This is a genomic window from Marinobacter sp. es.042 (assembly GCF_900188315.1).
In the GTDB taxonomy this organism is placed as follows: domain Bacteria; phylum Pseudomonadota; class Gammaproteobacteria; order Pseudomonadales; family Oleiphilaceae; genus Marinobacter.
In genome coordinates, this window is sequence record NZ_LT897781.1 from 3,099,138 (window position 1) to 3,114,638 (window position 15,501).

Annotated in this window: 16 protein-coding genes; 7 read left to right on the forward strand and 9 right to left on the reverse strand. The window is 59.8% G+C overall.

Annotation, left to right across the window (positions count from 1 at the left end):
• Positions 1 to 68: 68 nt before the first annotated feature.
• The 4 genes from CFB02_RS14460 to CFB02_RS14475 are packed head-to-tail and all read left to right on the forward strand — an operon-like array spanning position 69 to position 4,566.
• Positions 69 to 1,478, forward strand: a complete 1,410-nt coding sequence (locus CFB02_RS14460) for a DUF2868 domain-containing protein (RefSeq protein WP_088558545.1) — start codon at positions 69 to 71, stop codon at positions 1,476 to 1,478.
• On the forward strand, positions 1,475 to 2,905 hold the full coding sequence (locus tag CFB02_RS14465; RefSeq protein WP_088558546.1) for a GTPase/DUF3482 domain-containing protein: 1,431 nt from the start codon (positions 1,475 to 1,477) through the stop codon (positions 2,903 to 2,905). Before CFB02_RS14460 ends, CFB02_RS14465 begins: the two co-directional genes overlap by 4 nt.
• 50 nt (positions 2,906 to 2,955) lie before the next feature.
• Entirely contained in the window at positions 2,956 to 3,351 is a 396-nt protein-coding gene (locus tag CFB02_RS14470) for an ectoine synthase (RefSeq protein ID WP_008176749.1), read from the forward strand.
• 12 nt (positions 3,352 to 3,363) lie between these two features.
• The gene (locus CFB02_RS14475; RefSeq protein WP_088559258.1) at positions 3,364 to 4,566 is read left to right on the forward strand and encodes a CynX/NimT family MFS transporter; all 1,203 of its coding nucleotides are present in this window, start codon (positions 3,364 to 3,366) and stop codon (positions 4,564 to 4,566) included.
• Between the two features lie 166 nt (positions 4,567 to 4,732).
• Here CFB02_RS14475 and CFB02_RS14480 read toward each other — a convergent pair whose 3' ends face one another.
• Entirely contained in the window at positions 4,733 to 5,908 is a 1,176-nt protein-coding gene (locus CFB02_RS14480) for a type III PLP-dependent enzyme (protein WP_088558547.1), read from the reverse strand.
• 225 nt (positions 5,909 to 6,133) lie between these two features.
• Here CFB02_RS14480 and CFB02_RS14485 point away from each other — a divergent pair, with 225 nt between their 5' ends.
• Positions 6,134 to 6,346: a YjfB family protein gene (locus CFB02_RS14485; RefSeq protein WP_088558548.1), complete on the forward strand. Its 213-nt coding sequence runs from the start codon at positions 6,134 to 6,136 to the stop codon at positions 6,344 to 6,346.
• Positions 6,347 to 6,349: 3 nt separating this feature from the next.
• Here CFB02_RS14485 and CFB02_RS14490 read toward each other — a convergent pair whose 3' ends face one another.
• A complete protein-coding gene (locus CFB02_RS14490; protein ID WP_088558549.1) occupies positions 6,350 to 7,168 on the reverse strand; it encodes a hypothetical protein in 819 nt (272 codons plus the stop codon).
• Between the two features lie 141 nt (positions 7,169 to 7,309).
• Between CFB02_RS14490 and CFB02_RS14495 the strand changes: the two genes are divergently transcribed.
• Positions 7,310 to 7,630 (forward strand): hypothetical protein, encoded by a 321-nt coding sequence (locus tag CFB02_RS14495; protein WP_227519231.1) that lies wholly within the window; start codon positions 7,310 to 7,312, stop codon positions 7,628 to 7,630.
• On the opposite strand, the gene hrpB is transcribed toward CFB02_RS14495, so the two are convergent.
• The 6 genes from hrpB to CFB02_RS14525 all read right to left on the reverse strand — a co-directional run bounded on the left by hrpB (position 7,584) and on the right by CFB02_RS14525 (position 14,318).
• Entirely contained in the window at positions 7,584 to 10,064 is a 2,481-nt protein-coding gene (gene hrpB, locus CFB02_RS14500) for an ATP-dependent helicase HrpB (protein ID WP_088558550.1), read from the reverse strand. The two genes, CFB02_RS14495 and hrpB, sit on opposite strands and share 47 nt — an antisense overlap.
• Before the next feature lie 22 nt (positions 10,065 to 10,086).
• Positions 10,087 to 10,758, reverse strand: a complete 672-nt coding sequence (locus CFB02_RS14505; RefSeq protein ID WP_088558551.1) for an SCO family protein — start codon at positions 10,756 to 10,758, stop codon at positions 10,087 to 10,089.
• Positions 10,759 to 10,906: 148 nt separating this feature from the next.
• A complete protein-coding gene (gene cyoE, locus CFB02_RS14510) occupies positions 10,907 to 11,827 on the reverse strand; it encodes a heme o synthase (RefSeq protein ID WP_088558552.1) in 921 nt (306 codons plus the stop codon).
• Entirely contained in the window at positions 11,824 to 12,885 is a 1,062-nt protein-coding gene (locus tag CFB02_RS14515; protein WP_088558553.1) for a COX15/CtaA family protein, read from the reverse strand. Before CFB02_RS14515 ends, cyoE begins: the two co-directional genes overlap by 4 nt.
• Positions 12,886 to 12,949: 64 nt before the next feature.
• Positions 12,950 to 13,588 (reverse strand): hypothetical protein, encoded by a 639-nt coding sequence (locus CFB02_RS14520; RefSeq protein WP_088558554.1) that lies wholly within the window; start codon positions 13,586 to 13,588, stop codon positions 12,950 to 12,952.
• On the reverse strand, positions 13,581 to 14,318 hold the full coding sequence (locus tag CFB02_RS14525; protein ID WP_088558555.1) for an SURF1 family protein: 738 nt from the start codon (positions 14,316 to 14,318) through the stop codon (positions 13,581 to 13,583). Before CFB02_RS14525 ends, CFB02_RS14520 begins: the two co-directional genes overlap by 8 nt.
• Positions 14,319 to 14,398: 80 nt before the next feature.
• On the opposite strand from CFB02_RS14525, the gene CFB02_RS14530 reads away from it, so the two are divergent.
• Positions 14,399 to 14,602 (forward strand): twin transmembrane helix small protein, encoded by a 204-nt coding sequence (locus CFB02_RS14530; protein WP_088558556.1) that lies wholly within the window; start codon positions 14,399 to 14,401, stop codon positions 14,600 to 14,602.
• A gap of 9 nt (positions 14,603 to 14,611) precedes the next feature.
• Here CFB02_RS14530 and CFB02_RS14535 read toward each other — a convergent pair whose 3' ends face one another.
• Positions 14,612 to 15,499, reverse strand: coding sequence for a cytochrome c oxidase subunit 3 (locus CFB02_RS14535; protein WP_088558557.1), 888 nt, complete (start codon positions 15,497 to 15,499; stop codon positions 14,612 to 14,614).
• Positions 15,500 to 15,501 lie beyond the last annotated feature (2 nt).

Sequence of the window (15,501 nt, forward strand, 5' to 3'; positions counted from 1 at the left end):
GTATCCCTATATCCTAGCACTAAAGCCCGACGGGGCCCGACAGCCCGAATTCGACACCGGAACCGTGAATGACCGACAACCCACTCCGATTGTTGCTGGAGTTTGACAGCCAGGCGCAACGGGACAGATCACAGCCGCCTACCTTCCTGCATCGACGGGACCGCAAGTTCGCTCTCGTCTGCCAAAAGCAGGGCGAGACCCCGAACGCGGCCCGCTGGCTCGCCCACCTGAACCGCCTCAGCGGTCCCCGGACAACCCCGACATCCGCGAATCGGACGCTGGCATCGTGGCGCCGGATCAACGGTGGTTTTGCAGTGTCAGGCGCGGTCGCGGGCACGCTGGCGATGGCCGGGCTGCTGGTCTATGACGGCGGCCAGCGCATCAACATAACGGTTTTCCTGGCGTTCGTGTTGCTGCACCTGATATTTGCCCTGTTCACCACCGTGCAAGCCATGGCCGGATGGCAGCCCTGGCGCTGGTTGGCGCACCGGTTGGGGGTCAACCCGGGAGATGGCGCCTTCACCAGGCTTCAGCCTGTCCTGATGGCCAGAGCAGCTCACCTGGGCGGCATTGCGTTCGCCATCGCAGGGCTGTTTACCTTGCTGGCCATGGTCGTCTTGCAGGACCTCGCCTTCGGCTGGAGCACCACGCTGGATACTGCCGCCACCAGCTATCACGGATTGGTAAATGCCATTGCGATGCCCTGGGCCTGGCTCTGGCCTGCCGCGGCCCCGGATCTAGCGCTGGTCGAGGCAACGCGTTTTTTCCGGGCCGGTGACCCAACGGCAAGTCCTGACCCGGCCCTCTGGGGCCTTTGGTGGCCGTTTGTGGCCATGATGTGGTCGACCTGGGTTCTTCTGCCAAGGGTAATTCTCTGGGCTTGTGCGTCCGTGCAGGCCCGGCAAAAAGCCCGGCGCCTGCTCACCAGCCATCCGGCCATGCACGCCCTGCTGTATCGCATGGAAACACCCGCCCTGGACACTGGCAACAGCCATCATGATGCCGACGATCTGCCGGACACCGACACTCGAGGCAACCTGCTACCACTGCCCGACAGCGACATTCTGTTGTGTTGGGCCGGCGCCGGTGAACCGGAATTACCTGAGTCGCTTCGGTCAGGCAAGCAGCTCGTGCTTGAGGCCGGCGGCAGCGCCAGCCTTTCGGACGATGATCAGGCCCTGCACCGGATCGCCGAGCATCTGAAAAACCGCGCCAAGGCAGTCATCCTGCTGGTTCGCTGCTGGCAACCCCCTACCGGCGAGCTTCAGGACTTCCTGGCGGCCGCCCGGGACATCTGGCCCGACGACGCCAGGGTCGCGCTGGTGCCACTGGCCACGGACAGCAATCAGAAACCCGATGCCCACCAGATCCAGCCCTGGCTGCGATTTGCCGAAAGGGTGGGCAGCGAGTTCGTCCAGGTGTCTCTGCCCCCGCTCCTGATGCGGGATCCCTACACAGCCATAGGGGACGGGTCATGACTCAGATACCCACGTTTGCGGTCGTCGGACACCCGAACAAAGGTAAATCCAGCGTAGTGGCGACCCTGTCCCAGAACGATGCCATTGCCATTGCCCTGGAACCCGGCACCACGCGCAGGCATCAGGCTTACCCGCTGAAGGTGGACGGCCAGATCCTCTACACTCTGGTCGACACGCCCGGATTCCAGCGGCCGAGACGGGTAATGGAGTGGCTGGAAGCCCACAGTGTCTCCGCCTCGGATCATGCAGACACCGTCAAAGCCTTTGTGGCACAGCATGAGGGGGACGGCCGATTCACCGATGAATGTGAGCTTCTCAGACCGCTGATTGAGGGCGCCGGGATCATCTACGTGGTGGACGGCTCGGTGCCCTACAGCGCAGAGCACGAGGCAGAAATGACCATCCTGCGCTGGACTGGCCGCCCGAGCCTGGCCCTGATCAACAGCATCGGTGCCGACGACTACAGTGATACCTGGCAGGCCGCGTTGGGCCAGTTCTTTCAGGTTGTTCGCCGTTTCGACGCTGTTCGCGCTACTTTTGAGCAACATCTGAGCCTCCTACGGGCTTTCGGACAGCTGGAGTCTGACTGGGAAGTGCCTCTGGAGCAGGCCACCCACTACCTGTCCGGCCAGCGCCAGCAGCGCCGGCAACTGGCCGCAGTACTGATCGCCAGGGCGCTGGAGGACATGATGTCCTACCAGGAGAAACGTACCCTCACCGCCGGCCAGGCAGCCGAAACCAGCGACGGCCCTCTGGCCAAACAGCTGAGGGAGCACTGGTATCGCCACCAGCGCAAGCGTGAACAGACCCTGCGCGTGGATATCGAGCACCTGTACCAACACCAGCGCATCCGCCGCCAGGAAGCCGAACTCGAGTGGCACAGTGAACATGATCTTTTCTCGGAAGACAGCCGCAAAGCCTGGGCCGTCAGCAAACGCTACCTGGCCACCGCCGGCTTCGGCGCGGGCGCCGTCAGTGGCGCCGGAATCGACGCGCTGACTTTCGGCTCATCCCTTGGAACCGGTGCTCTGGTGGGCGGTTTGATCGGTGCTGCCGGCAGTTATTTTTACGGAGACCGGCTGGCCCTGCCGGCCCTGAACATCGGCGTGCTCCGGGACGGATTGAAAACGGCTACCTTCGGACCTGTACAGGACAGCCAGTTCGGCTATGTTGTATTGGGACGGGCAGTGGATCATTGGTGGCATATCTCCCATCGAAATCACGCTGGCCGCGACCTGCTGGACCTTGAGCCAGCAGACCATCACTGGCTCGAGCGACTTGAAAAATCGAGCCGGCAGGAGATTCAGAAAGCCTACGACAAGTGCCGGAAAAGGCGCCCCCTGGATGACCGCCAGCGGGAAAGATTCGCCATTTCGATCGAAAAGGCCATGGCCGTTTACGACGATTGGCGGTTGAACCGCACCTGAAAGGGATGTTTATACTAAAAGGCTATTCCATCACACAATGAGGAATGCTCATGAAAATCGTACGAGTGCAAGACATTATCGGTACCGAGCGGGAAGTCACCGGCCCGGGGTGGACAAGCCGCCGCATGCTGCTCAAGAAAGACGGCATGGGCTTTTCCTTCCACGAGACCATCATCCCTGCCGGGGCCGAGTTGAACCTCTGGTACAAGCATCACCTGGAAGCGGTCTACTGTGTTGCCGGCAACGGCAAGATCCTTGACAAAGCCACTGGTGAAACCCACGAGATCACCGACGGAACCCTGTACGCACTCGACAAGCATGACCAGCACACCCTGTACGGTGGCACGGAAGACATGAGACTGATCTGTGCCTTCAATCCACCGGTTACCGGCCGTGAAGTCCACGACGAAGACGGTGCCTATCTGCCGGACACCAGCGAAGACTGATTGCTTTTGACCGTGGCTGAAAACCAGGCCGCAACCTCACCGCCACCGCCAGCGAAGCTGCTGCCGGTGGCGGTGTTGCTTTGGCTGGCCGGCGTTTATCTTCGGATTCCGGTGCTGGTAGCACCACCCCTGGCGCCGTTCATCAGCGACGAACTGGCATTGACCCAGGCACTCACCGGCGCCCTGACCACCCTACCCATCCTGATGCTGGCCATTGGCTCCATGCCCGGCTCACTGGCCATTGCCCGGATTGGCCCCCGCAATACCCTGGCTCTGGCCATGGTGATCATGGTGATCGGCTCCGCCGGGCGCGGCCTGATGCCCGACACCCTGACCCTGATGATTGCGAGTGCCGTCATGGGCATCGGCGTCTCCATGATGCAACCGTCACTGCCGGCACTGCTGCCCCGGTGGCTGGAACCCCACCACCTCGCGTTAGGCTCGGCGATCTACATGAACGGCATGCTGATGGGAGAGTTCATCGGTGCCGGCATCACGCTGCCTGTGCTCATGCCCCTGCTAGACAACAGCTGGCGCGCCACCCTGGTGGCCTGGTCACTCCCGGCACTGCTGGTTGCCGCAGCCCTGTTCCTGCCCAAACGTGACCGGGCCAAACCGGTGCGAAAAGTGGCCTGGCTACCGGACTGGCATAACCCCTTGACCCTGAGAATCGGTCTACTGCTCGGCCTCTCCGGCTCGCTGTTTTTTGGCCTCAACGCGTACATGGGCAACCTGCTGCAGCATCAGGGCCAGTTCGACAAACTGCCGGACGCCCTATTCTGGTACAACCTTGCCCAGGTCTTCGCCTCCCTGATCATGCTGAAAATGGCGCGCTACTGGGTCGGCCGGCGTGGCGCCATCGCCACCCTGGCCAGCATCAGCCTGCTCGGCGCCATTGGCGCGGTCATGCTTACCGGCTGGTGGTCCATCGTCAGTGCCACCCTCATGAGCCTGGTCGCCGGCATGCTCCTGATCCTGCTCGTAGCGATACCCCCGCTGGTGGTCTCCTCCGCCGAAACTGGCCGCCTCTCCGCCGGCACCTTCCTGGTCGGTTACACCGTCGCTTTTTGCGTGCCCATGCTTGGCGGTGTCGTCGCCGACTGGACCGGCGATGCCCGCCACGCCCTGATGCTGATGATCACCTACGGCCTGCTGGTCTTGCCCCTGGCCTTTACCCTGAACCTGGAACGAAAAAAGGATCAGCCCGAAAGCTGATCCTTTTCTGAATACCAATTTTCCCTCGCGGACTCCACTAATTCAGCCGGAAGGCCGTGGGGCGGGGAGTCTTTTCCGCCGGGAAAAAATGTCTGAGCGAAGCGAGTTGTTTTTCCCAGAGGAAAAGACTCCCCGCCCCACGGCCAGACTCCGAACTAAAACAGGGTCAGATGTAATAGTCCTTCAACGGAGGAAACCCATTAAACTCAATGGCACTGTAGGTCGTCGTATAGGCTCCGGTAGACAGCCAGTACATCCGATCCCCGATCGCCAGATTCAACGGCAACGGATACTTATGATGCTCATACATGATATCGGCACTGTCACAGGTCGGCCCGGCAATCACACAGTCCTCGCCCTCGCCCACCTTTTCCGTCCAGATCGGAAACTTGATCGCCTCATCCAGCGTCTCGATCAGGCCTGAAAACTTGCCCACATCGGTAAACACCCAGCGATGCAGGGCAGTACGGGATTTCCGGGAAATCAGAACCACCTCGCTCACCAGAACACCGGCGTTGGAAATCAGCGATCGGCCCGGCTCGATGATGATCTCCGGCAGCTCCGCACCAAAATCCTCGTGCAGGAAGCGGGCAATCTCCTCCGCGTACACCTTCAGCTCATTGGTGCGAGTGATGTAGTTGGCCGGGAAACCACCGCCCATGTTGATCATCTTCAGCTCGATACCGTCTTCTTCCTTCAGACGCTCGAAAATCACCTTCACCTTGCTCAGGGCCGCATCCCAGGCGCCAATCTCGCGCTGCTGGGAACCGACGTGAAACGACACGCCGTAGGGCACCAGGCCCAGGTCACGGGCAAGGATCAGCAGGTCCATGGCCATGTCGGTCTGGCAGCCGAACTTGCGGGACAGCGGCCAGTCTGCCGTCAGGGTACCTTCGGTCAGGATACGCACATACACTTTCGAGCCCGGGGCCGCCTTGGCGATGTTGCGAAGGTCTGCCTCCGAGTCGGTGGCAAACATACGAACGCCTTTCTCGTAGAAGGTGCGAATGTCCTTCGCCTTCTTGATGGTATTGCCGTAGCTGATCCGCTCACCGGTCACACCCAGGGCCATCACCTTTTCCAGCTCGTACACCGACGCGATATCGAAAGAGGCACCCTTGTCGCGCAGCATGGTCAGAACTTGCGGAGCCGGGTTGGCTTTCACTGCGTAGTAAACCTTGGCGTAGGGGAAACCCTCGACCAGCTCGTCGTACTGACGGTCAATCGTTGCGGTATCGATCACCACAAACGGAGTTTCCTTGCCGTCGGCAAAGTCCTTGATGCGCTTGAACGTGTCGGCTTCGTAGTAATCGGCGATATTGGCGTTAGCGGCTTCGGTCATGGGTGGTGTGTCCCTCCACAGGGCAAACAGGCATAAAAAAAGGCACTACAGCAACGCTGCAGCACCCGTTAGATAGCGCGATCATCGGGCTTTTTTGAGGGCCCGGATATGAGCACTTTTACCCATAAAACGAAGGGAATTTGTTACCGAATGAAAAGGGGCGTTGAGGGCTATTCCGCTCGTGTTAAACTGAGCATTATTTGATCAGAGCCAAGTGGTTTTTATATGTCGGACATCAGCTCAATTGCCGCCGCCAGCACTCAACTGAATCAGCAACGCGTTCAGGAGCAGGCACAGCTTTCTGTCCTGAAAGCCTCCCTCGATATGGCCCAGCAGGGCGCCCTGCAGCTGCTTGAAGGCGTAACGGAAACGGCAGTAGCGACCGCCGGCGCTAATCCGTCTGACAACGTCGGCACTATGATCGACGTTCGCGCGTAGCCCTCAGACCGCCACCGGCCATATCGGTGGTGGTTCGGTAGGCCCGTCCGGGTCTTCCGGTTCAGTCTGTTCCCGTAGATAGCCGAGAATCGCTTCCTGGAGCTCCGTGCCCTGGCCCAATCCCTTGTTTCCGAACAGCCGGTTGAATTCCAGTACGTAAGGGTGGCCATCCACCAGCGCAATATCAAAGCCGGCGTGATCAACACCCAGATCCCGGGCCAGCCGCAATGCCAGCGCCGTCATCGCCGGGGGAACCGGGCTGTTGTCGATGCGGCCACCTTGGGCCACATTGTTGTAGAAGCCCTGATCGGCCTGGGTTCGCCAGTAAGCCGTCAGCACCTGATCGCCAACCACAACAACTCGTGCATCCCGGTCCAGAGGCAGGTATTCCTGAGCATAGAGCACATCAGTGCGTTCGCAGTAGCGGCGCCAGTCCTCACGGGATTCAATCAGCCAGACGCCTTCGCCCATGCTGGCCTTGGGGAGCTTTGCCACGAACGGATGCACCATGGCATCCCAGATCATGTCACGTTCCACCGGGCCGTTGGCCTCAATCATCGTCCAGGGCGTGTGCTCCGGGGCCACCGCCTGGAATGCCCGGGTCATCTCCACCTTGTCGTGGCCGATGCGGTAGCTGGCTTCGCTGGGAAACACCCGGCACTTGAGACCGTGAACCAGGGCATTTAACTGCCAGTATTCTGGGAACAGGACCCAATCCGCTTCCCGCAACAGTTCTTTATGGCGCAGAAACTGCTCCGGCTTGAGGACGGTGGTGTCGGGAAAACCCAGGGTTCGGAAAATATCGAAGGAAACAAGGTGCATGGATACTGCGCACTCGGGGTTGAGTTGCGCGTATTTTATACAGGGCTGACATTCAGGCAAGTGCTATTTTCACGTCCGGACATCAGGAAAAGACCGTACAGGTGCTACCCTTGAAGCAGCACAGAAGCACCGGAGGGCGGAATGCAGGAACTTGATGCGAGGGCAAAGTCTCTTCTGGCCGCACTGAAAGCGGACTCCCGGTCAGGCGGTACACACTTGTTGGCTCTGGCGGCCCATGCGGCCGGGAAGCCCCTCTGGGTTCTTGCCGACAGCTTCCGGAACAGCGACGCCGACCCCGGGTCGGTTGAACTCGAGGAAGTGCCCGCGGAAGAACTCAACGCACCGGCGGGAGAGTGGATAACGCCACGGAATATCTATTTTGAGCGGGTGCCACACGCGCTGGTCAGCAAACGCATCAGCGAGTTGGGCGTTTTTTCGTGCCCTGCTGAGCCTCGGCGGTAAACGGATCTTCCGGCCAGGGATGCTTGGGATACCGTCCATGCATGTCCTTGCGCACCTCGGGGTAGGCGTTACGCCAGAAACTGGCCAGATCCGCGGTGACCGCCAGAGGCCGTTGTGCGGGGGACAACAGATGAAGCACCACCGGTACCCGCCCACCGGCAACGGCAGGGGTTTCTTTCCAGCCAAACAGCGCCTGGAGCTTGGCCGCCAGAACCGGTCCATTGTCGGCGGTGTAATCCAGACTCACCTGCTGGCCGGTCGGTATGGTCAGGCGTGTTGGCGCCAGACTCTGAAGCTGCTGCTGGGCCGGGTAATCAATCAGGCTGTTAAGGGCCGCCAGCAGGTCTATCCGGGCCAGATCGGACCATCGGGTCATGCCGACCAGAAACGGGCCCAGCCAAACCTCGAGATTATCCAGTAACGCCGCGTCATCGGTGTCCGGCCAGCCGGAATCCGGGAAGGTTCTGGCGAGCAACCTCATTCGGGCACGCCACTGGCGACTGCCATCACTCCAGGGCAGGCTTTCCAGGCCCTTCTTCCGAATCGCACTGAGCAGCCCCTGCCGGACCAGTTCCGGATCCACCCGGCCGAGGGGCTTTTCCTCAAGCACGAGTTCACCCAGTTTTCGCGCACGCCGCGCCAGAATTTTACCCTGGCTATCGTCCCACAGCGCCTCTTCGATCTCCTGTATGTGGTCAGCCAGGTCGAGTTCCAGGTCCGGAATGTCCACCGGCGCGGCCAGGTAAATCGTGGCTTCGCGGGCCTGGCCATCCAACTCGGCCGCCACCAGCCACTCGTGCCGGGCCAGGGGATCACCCTCTCTCAGTACCGCACCTTTGCCATTACTGAGCTGATACCTTGCCGCCTTATCCGATCGCCGCCTGGCAATACGGTCCGGATAGGCCAGGGAAAGCAATCGGCCGATCTCGGCCTCCGTGGGCGGTGTTGCCTCAGTCGCCCCGGGCCCGGAAAGGCGCCGTGCCGACTGGCGTACAGCCTTCAGGCGAGCGACATCCAGCGTGCGATCCCGCCGTTCCCCGAAGAACACCCGAACCCGCTCGTGCATGTCCGCACCAGCTCCGGAGCCCAGGAGATCGCGCTCTTCCAGCAGGGCGGCTACGGCCGCAGCCGCGCCTCCAAGCCCTATAGAACGGCCTTTCAGCACCATATGCGCCAGTCGCGGGTGTATGCCCAGCTCCCGGGCCGCTTTGCCGTGGTCCGTAATAGCTCCGCCTGAATCGAGCAGATCGAGCCACTGCAGGAGAGCCACAGCCTGCCTCCAATGGGCGGCAGGGGGCTTATCAATCCAGGCGACGGCATCGGCTTCCCGCGCGCCCCACTGGGCCAATTCCAGCACCAAGGGTGCCAGATCGGCCTCCAGAATTTCGGGCGGCGTGTAATCGGCCAATCCGAACTGTTCCGATTCGCTCCACAATCGATAACAGACCCCGGGCTCCATCCGGCCGGCCCGGCCTTTACGCTGTTCCGCAGAGGCCCTGGATACCCGGCCAGTGACCAGGCGGGTCATGCCACTGTTGGGATCAAACACGGCCCGACGCTGCTGACCGCAATCGATAACAACCCGAACCCCTTCAATGGTCAGGCTGGTTTCGGCAATAGCCGTAGCCAACACCACCTTGCGCTGGCCTTCGGAAGACGGCGAGATTGCCTGGTCCTGCTGCTCCGATTTCAGATTGCCGTATAGCGGAGCAAGCATCACCCGGTCCGGCAGGTTTGCACGGAGCTGTTGCTCAACCCGACGTATCTCACCCACACCGGGCAGAAACACCAGCAGTGATCCGCTTTGATCAGCCAATGCCTCCCGAACCACAGCGGTAACCTGATCCACCATGCGGCCATTGCGCGGCAATGGCCGGTAATGAACATCGACCGGAAACGCACGTCCTTCACTGGTTATTACGGGAACGTCTCCAAGCACTTGCGCAATCGGCCCGGTATCCAGAGTTGCGGACATCACCAGCAACCGCAGATCCTCCCGCAACGCGTGCTGCGATTCCCGCACCAGGGCCAGGCCCAGATCCGCTTGCAGAGAGCGCTCATGGAACTCATCAAAGATGACCGCCGCGTACTCCTCCAGCATCGGATCCGCCTGGATCAGCCGGGTCAGGATGCCTTCGGTCACGACTTCGATCCGGGTGGCCGCGGACACACGGGTATCCAGCCTTGTGCGATAGCCTACCGTCTGGCCGGGCTGTTCATTGAGTTGCCGGGCCATGAACCGGGCGGCAGAGCGAGCTGCAAGCCGACGGGGCTCCAGCATCAGGATCTTGCCGTCACTGCGCCAGGGCGCATCCAGAAGGGCAACAGGCACACGGGTGGTTTTACCGGCACCGGGCGGGGCCTGCAGAAGTAAGGTAGTCGCGCGTTCCAGGGCCGCTTTCAGGTCTGGAAGAATGGCATCAATAGGGAGCATCGGATTCCGGGTTTCTGAAGCGTCAGGAGCTCACCCGTTCACGATTGGCCTTTGCCCACTGGTAAATCCGCTCAAAGGCCTCGGCCAGGTTGTGCGGATTATGGGGCGGCTGGATCACAGCGGCAAGTTCGCCGTCGGGGTTCAGCAGCGCAAAATGGCCGCTGTGATCCACCAGCAGCTCACCATCGACCTCACGATGGACAAACACCGCGTTCAGGCTTTTGGCCAGTTCCCGCAGGGTGTCCAGATCTCCGGTCAGACCATGGAAATTTTCACCGAAGAAGTCCGTGTAGGCTTTGAGTTTCTCCGGCGTGTCGTGCTCCGGGTCAGCGCTGACCAGCAGATAGTCAGGCTGGGGCAATTCCTTCGACAGCAGCTTGTCGGTCTGGCGCAAATTGGCCATGGCCGCCGGGCAGATATCCGGGCAATTGGTGTAGCCTACGAATGCGATGGTCCAGCGCCCCCTCAGGCTCTCCCGGGTGACGGTTTCACCGTTCTCATCCGTCAGCGTGAACTCTGCCAATTGACGAGGCTGATCATAGACATACGTATTGAACTCCGTCAGCTCCGGCGCCGGAATCGGTTCCTGGTTACCCACCAGAAATACCTGCCGTCCAACAACCAGCCCAAAGATCAGAACAACGATTAGCAGAAGGCAGAACAGGGTAAGGCGAATAGAGCTTGAGCTTTTCATGCGTGGTCCACTTCGTTGATCAGATAAGCAGGCGGGGATGGCTTTCCGAAACCGTGCGGAGCCAGGGATGGCGTAGCCGAGCGTACACGGACGTATTTACAGCGTGTTTCGGAAAGCCATCCCCGCCTGCGTCAGCACAATGTCTGACTTAGAAAAATACAAAATGATCCACAAGCAATACCACAAACAGGGCCATGAGGTAAGTGATGGAATACTTGAAGGTATTCAGGGCCACCCGCCGATCATCACCCTTCAACAGCCTTACCGCATACTGCAGAAAGCGCAGGCCAAGGGCCAGGGCGCCCACCAGGTAGATACCGCCGGACATGCCTGTGACAAAAGGTAGCAGACTGACTGCCAGCAACATCAGGGTGTAGAGCAGGATGTGCAGCTCGGTGAACTTGTTGCCATGGGTGACCGGCAGCATGGGAATGCCCGCCTTGGCGTACTCTTCCTTGCGATGGATAGCCAGAGCCCAGAAATGCGGCGGGGTCCAGGCAAAAATGATCAGCACCAGCAGCAGAGCGTGGCCCTCAACCTGGCCGGTCACAGCGGTCCAGCCCAACAGCGGTGGCATGGCCCCGGCAAGGCCACCGATGGTGATGTTCTGGGGCGTAGCCCGCTTGAGGAACAGGGTATAGACACCGGCGTAACCCACCAGGGAGGCGAGGGTCAGCCAGGCAGTGAGGTGGTTCACCTGCCACATCAGCACGGCCATACCAACACACGCGAGTATCGTTGCGAACAGGATCGCATCCAGAGGTGAGATCTTGCCTGTGGCCACCGGGCGCTTGCGGGTGCGAGCCATGACGGTGTCAATTTTCTGGTCTACCACATGGTTGACCACCGCAGCCGCGCCGGCAAGCAGGGCAATACCCAGATTGCCCCAGACCAACACGCCCCAACCGGGCACGCCTGGCGCCGCCAGCAACATGCCGATCACAGAGGTAAGGATCATCAGCGCGACAACCCTGGGCTTGGTCAGCTCCAGATAGTCACGCCAGGAAATGGTTGTTCTGGAGTCGCTCGCAATTGCCTGGGCCGGCAGTGCTTCCACTTGCTCGCTCATGCCGTAACCTCCTGATTCATTGTTGTTGTGTGTGTTGCCGGGACGCTATGTGGTTCGAGTAATAGCTGATGCCGCCAGATCAGGTGAATGACTGAAAGAAGGAGTCCTGCGCCCATGGCGTTATGGGCCACGGCGATGGACAGGGGAATATGGAAAATCACATTGGCCAGACCCAGCAGGATCTGGACACCTAGCAGAACCGCCACCAGCTTAATGGCGTTGTCGAGCCAGGACTCCCCTCGTCGCCGCCACATCAACGCCAGCAATGCCGTGAAATAAAACAGTACCACCACGGCACCAAGCCTGTGGGTAACATGGATCGCCACCCGCCCGTCCGCGGTAAGCTGGCCTCCCAGATAGTTGGGGCCCACGTGCTGGGTTACGTCGAAACCATGCTTGAAATCCATACCCTCAGGCCACCACTGTCCCTGGCAGGTTGGCAGATCGGTACAGGCAACGGCCGCGTAGTTGGCCGCTGTCCAGGCCCCCAGGGCAATCTGCATCACCACTAACAGGAGCCCGCCATAAAGCCAGGGCCGGAAACCCGACAGGGCAGTTGATGGCGGTGGTTCCCGATCCTGCGTCTGCCTGGCCTGACGTCGCAACCTGAATGCCAGCAGCGCCAGCAGACTCAGGGTGGTAAATCCGCCAAGCAGGTGCAGCGCCACCACCTGGGGCCACAGTTTCAGGGTCACTGTCCACATGCCGAAAGCGCCCTGAAGAATGATGAAACCGGCGATAAACAAAGGCAACTTTACCGGAACACCCTGGCGCCGGTTACGAACCGCATAGGCCGCCATACCAAAAACAACAAGCCCCAGAATCCCGGCAGCATAGCGGTGAATCATTTCGGGCCAGCCTTTTCGCACGTCCACGGGCGTATCCGGGAAACGGGCATTCGCAATGGCAATGCTGGATTCGCTCTGGGGTACGGTCAGGAAGCCATAGCATCCGGGCCAGTCCGGACACCCCAACCCGGCATGCACAAGACGGGTCCAGGCACCCAACATGATGACAACAACCGCCAACAGAACAGCGAAAGTGGCCCATTTGGCCATCTTCTGGGCCGCCAGGGATGATGAAGGGAACGACTTATTCAAGGCTGACTCTCCGCTCTGGCCATTAACCGATCTGCGACAGTTTGAGCAGATGCTTGAGATCCTCCAGCATATCTTTTCCCGTATGTTCGGAGCCGTAATGCATCATCACGTTCCCAAAGGGATCGACCAGCAGGATGCGGGGCTCGACTGCCGGATTGATACCGGATGGCCAAGTAGGTTGGGATCCCGCCGCAGGCACAAGACGTTCCATGGAGCTGTATTCGGAAGCCCACCGCCCCTGCAGATCGTCAGGCACACTCCCCAATGCGGCCGCCCGGGAGACGCGATTGGCGTTCTTGCCAAGGGCTATGTTGACCTGTCTGGCCAGATAGAGCAGCTCCTCGCACTGGCTGCCGCACTGGCCGGCAGCCACAACCATCAGCCAATCCGGGTCGGTTTTATCCGGCCCAAAGCGCTCAGCCAACGGAACACCGGAGACCGTTTCGACGTTGAGCGTCGATACCGGCACCACCGGTTGAAGCAGAACACCGTTGTTGGTGTGCCCGACAGGATTCAGCCAGCCAGTGTAAAACATGATAGTTGCAACAATCATCGGGCCAAAGCCCAACGCGAACAGCAGGAACGCCGTGCGGCGGCCTCGACGGGCCTGCTCCGGGGTTGGCCCTTCGTTCTGTTCCTGGTCGGATATCCGGTTAGCCATTGTCATTGTCATTATTGGCTCCTGTCTTTCGGTAACTCGCCACTACAGTCAATATAGTCAGCGCCACGGCCAGCGCAAACCATTGCGTGGCATATCCGTAATGAGTTTGCGGCCCCATCAGGTCCGGTTGCCAATCCGCACGGTATGCACCGGGCTGGCGCTCTCCGGAAAGTCGCACGATTTTGCCCGTAAGTTCCGGGATCTCCTGCCGCGCGGCCTGCTCGGAAAGACTTTGCACTCGGCGAGGCCATTGTCCGTCTGCAGCCGGCTGATCCACCAGTACCGGAGGCACCGGGTAATCGCTGATCCGCCCTTGCAGGGTGAAAATGCCTTCTGGCGTGGCTATTTCCGGGAGCTGGTTACGTGTACGAGGCGCCTGAACCCAACCGCGATTGATCAGCACCGGTGGCCCGTCAAGAGGGCGAAACTCGGTAAGAATTTCATAGCCGGGTGCGCCCTCGCGAGTCCGGTTATCCAGAAGCCAGTTTCTGCCCCCGTACATTCCGGTCAATGTCACAGGCCGGCCGCTGGTCAGATTGCCGGATACCATGTCTGGCCATGCCAGGTTTTCAGCTTCCTCCTGCCATTGGTCCAGCATAAGCTGTTTTTCGGCGGCCCTGTTCAGCTGCCAGACACCCAGGCTTACCAACACCGGAAGGAAGACCCCACTGAACACCAGCAGCCGCCAGTCAAACTGCCATTGGCGGTGTTTGCCCTGCGAATCAGACATGCTCTGCTATAGTGACCTCAGCGAGTCCGGAACCGTTTCCGGTCCGTACATTCACCATACCAATAAAAACAGGAAGTCCCATGCTCAAAGCGCTTATTGTTTTCCTGATGCTTTCTGTGGTTGTGAGCCTTTTCAGTGGCCTGTTTTTTCTCATTAAAGACGGCGGCAAGACCAATCGGGTTGTTAACTCTCTGGCCGTCCGGGTGACGCTCAGCATACTGCTCCTGGCTGTGGTACTGATTGCTCTGTGGAACGGGAGCCTGACTCTTAATCCGACTCCCTGACTACCCATATCAGATGATGTAAACGAACACGAACAAGCCCAGCCAGACCACGTCCACAAAATGCCAATACCACGCGGTCGCCTCGAAACCAAAATGATTGTCGGCCGTGAAATGGCCCTTGCTGATTCGCACCAGCATAATGGCGAGCATCAATGTGCCAAGCATCACATGGGCACCGTGGAAGCCAGTCAACATAAAGAACGTACTGCCATAGATGCCGGATTGCAGGGTCAGGTCGAGATCACGGTAGGCATGGAGGTATTCATAGCCCTGAACAAACATGAAGACCACGGCAAGAGCGATGGTTGCAGCCAGCCACAGTTTGGTTTTCGCCCGATTACCTGCCTTCAATGCATGGTGCGCCACAGTTACCGTAAATGACGACGTCACCAGCAAGATAGTGTTCATCAAAGGCAGGCCCCAGGCGCTGATAACCTCCTTGGGTCCAGGATAAGCTTCCGGGCTGGGATTGTTGATAAGAGGCCAGGTCGACTGAAAGCCCTCCCACAACATGTTCGAGGAACCGCGGTCACCCTCTCCACCAAGCCAAGGCACCGCAAACACCCTGATGTAGAACAAAGCACCGAAAAACGCAGCGAAAAACATCACCTCTGAGAAAATGAACCAACTCATCCCCCAGCGGAACGAGCGATCCATCTGATCACTGTAGAGTCCCGCCCGACTCTCTTTGATGACGGCTCCAAACCACCCGAACAGCATGTAGGCCATAATCAGGGCACCAATCCAGAACATGATCCAGGCACCGGTTGTGCTGTCCCCCTGTTTGCCATTCACCATGATTGAGGCCACCCCGTAAAGGGTTACCCCAAGGCCAATCGTGGCGACAATAGGCCACTTGCTCTGTTCCGGAACGTAATAGGTCTGGTTATCCGCCATGA